The following is a 1493-nucleotide window of genomic DNA, read 5'->3' as shown; positions in this document are numbered from 1 at the left end:
GTGGATGCCCTCAGCACACATGTCGCGCTGAACGGCGCCGTCGGTCTTGTTCCGGGTGCCAATTTGAAAGGGACGACAGACTTCCTGTGGGTTACACGTGAATTTTGATCGGTTCGATGTAAACACGATCATCAAAGCTGTTGTCTCGCGGGGATCTTCGACTTTCCTCCGCGCCACCACAGCAAGAAGCCCGACAAACCTATCGCGCCGGTCCAACGTTGCCGCCGCAGCGCAATGATGCGCTCGGCGATCAACGCAGCGGTGGCCTGTGGCATATGGGCGGGCCGCGAGGAACGGCCGATCATGCCGGCCCGCCCTTCGGCCTTGTAGCGCTCGACCCAGCGCGCCACGATCTTGGCCGACACGCCATAGACGCCCGCCGCATGGGCTTTGGAAAAAGCGCCCTCTATCACCGACAGCGCCATCTCCTCTCGACGCAGCGGCGTGAGACGGGCATTCTTGTGGATGTTCATTCGGACCCTCCGATGAGTGCTGAAGCCTGGTAACTCCAGTCTCCTCGGTCCGGTCCGAATGGACAACCTCCTGAAAGCTCACAGCTAGCTAATCATTCACACCCCCTTCACACTACAACAGCGGCCCGCTGCTGCCAGCATGTAGTTTCACGCCGGCGGTCATCGTTCAGCGCCTCTTCGGCGGTGGGTATCCCGGGTAGCGGTCCTCCGACCGAACCCCAGAGTGAGTGCGACGATCAAGTTTTCCCCATAGCGGATTCTGACATCCCAACCTCGCTCACCAACGCGCGCAGGTAGTGTGCTGAGAGTTCTGCAAATTCGCTGAGAGAGGGCGGTCATGGCAGGCTGGTGATTGTTCACGTCACCGATTCCCGCGAAGGAACGCCACCATGACCAACACTGAAGATAAATCCGCCATAGCCGCCGTCAAAGACATTCTGCTTTCGAACCCGGATGGATTGCACGAGGTTATCCGCGCGGTGATGCAGGAGGTGCTCGAGGCCGAGATGGATCAGGCGCTGGGTGCTTCGAAGAGCGAGCGCACGCCGGAGCGTCTTGGCTATCGCTCTGGCTATTACGGCCGCACCCTTGTCACGCGGGTCGGCAAGCTTGAGCTGCGGGTTCCGCAGGACCGGGCGGGCCGCTTCTCCACCGAATTGTTCGAGCGCTATCAGCGTTCCGAGCGCGCCTTGGTGGCCACCCTTGCGGAGATGTACGTGCAGGGCGTGTCGACCCGCAAGGTCAAGGCGATCACGGAGGAACTGTGCGGTCATGCCTTCTCCGCCTCGTCGATCTCGGCCATCAACAAACGCCTGGACGAGAGTCTGAAGGCGTTTGCCGAGCGCCCGCTTCAGGAGCCGTTTCGCGGGGCCGGACACAAATCAGGATGCCGGTTCCACAGCTGTTGTTTCTGCCGTGCTGGCCGGTGACGCCCCTTTACACACTGCATGGCCGGAACGCAAAAAACCGCCCCGGTCAGACCGGGACGGTTATTGATTTATGATAGAATTGGTTGCGGGG

General features: G+C 60.7%; 2 pseudogenes. One reads left to right on the top strand and one right to left on the bottom strand.

Annotation, left to right across the window (positions count from 1 at the left end):
- Nucleotides 1-206 precede the first annotated feature (206 nt).
- Nucleotides 207-473 (bottom strand): annotated as a pseudogene (locus ACWGS9_RS34820) (leucine zipper domain-containing protein); the annotation flags it as partial.
- 389 nt (nt 474-862) lie between these two features.
- Here ACWGS9_RS34820 and ACWGS9_RS34815 point away from each other — a divergent pair.
- Nucleotides 863-1336, top strand: a pseudogene (locus ACWGS9_RS34815) (transposase); the annotation flags it as partial.
- Nucleotides 1337-1493: the final 157 nt, after the last annotated feature.

Source organism: Mesorhizobium sp. Arg314, from assembly GCF_053714275.1.
Note: the sequence above shows the minus strand (reverse complement) of the source record. Positions and strands in the feature narration are given on the sequence as shown.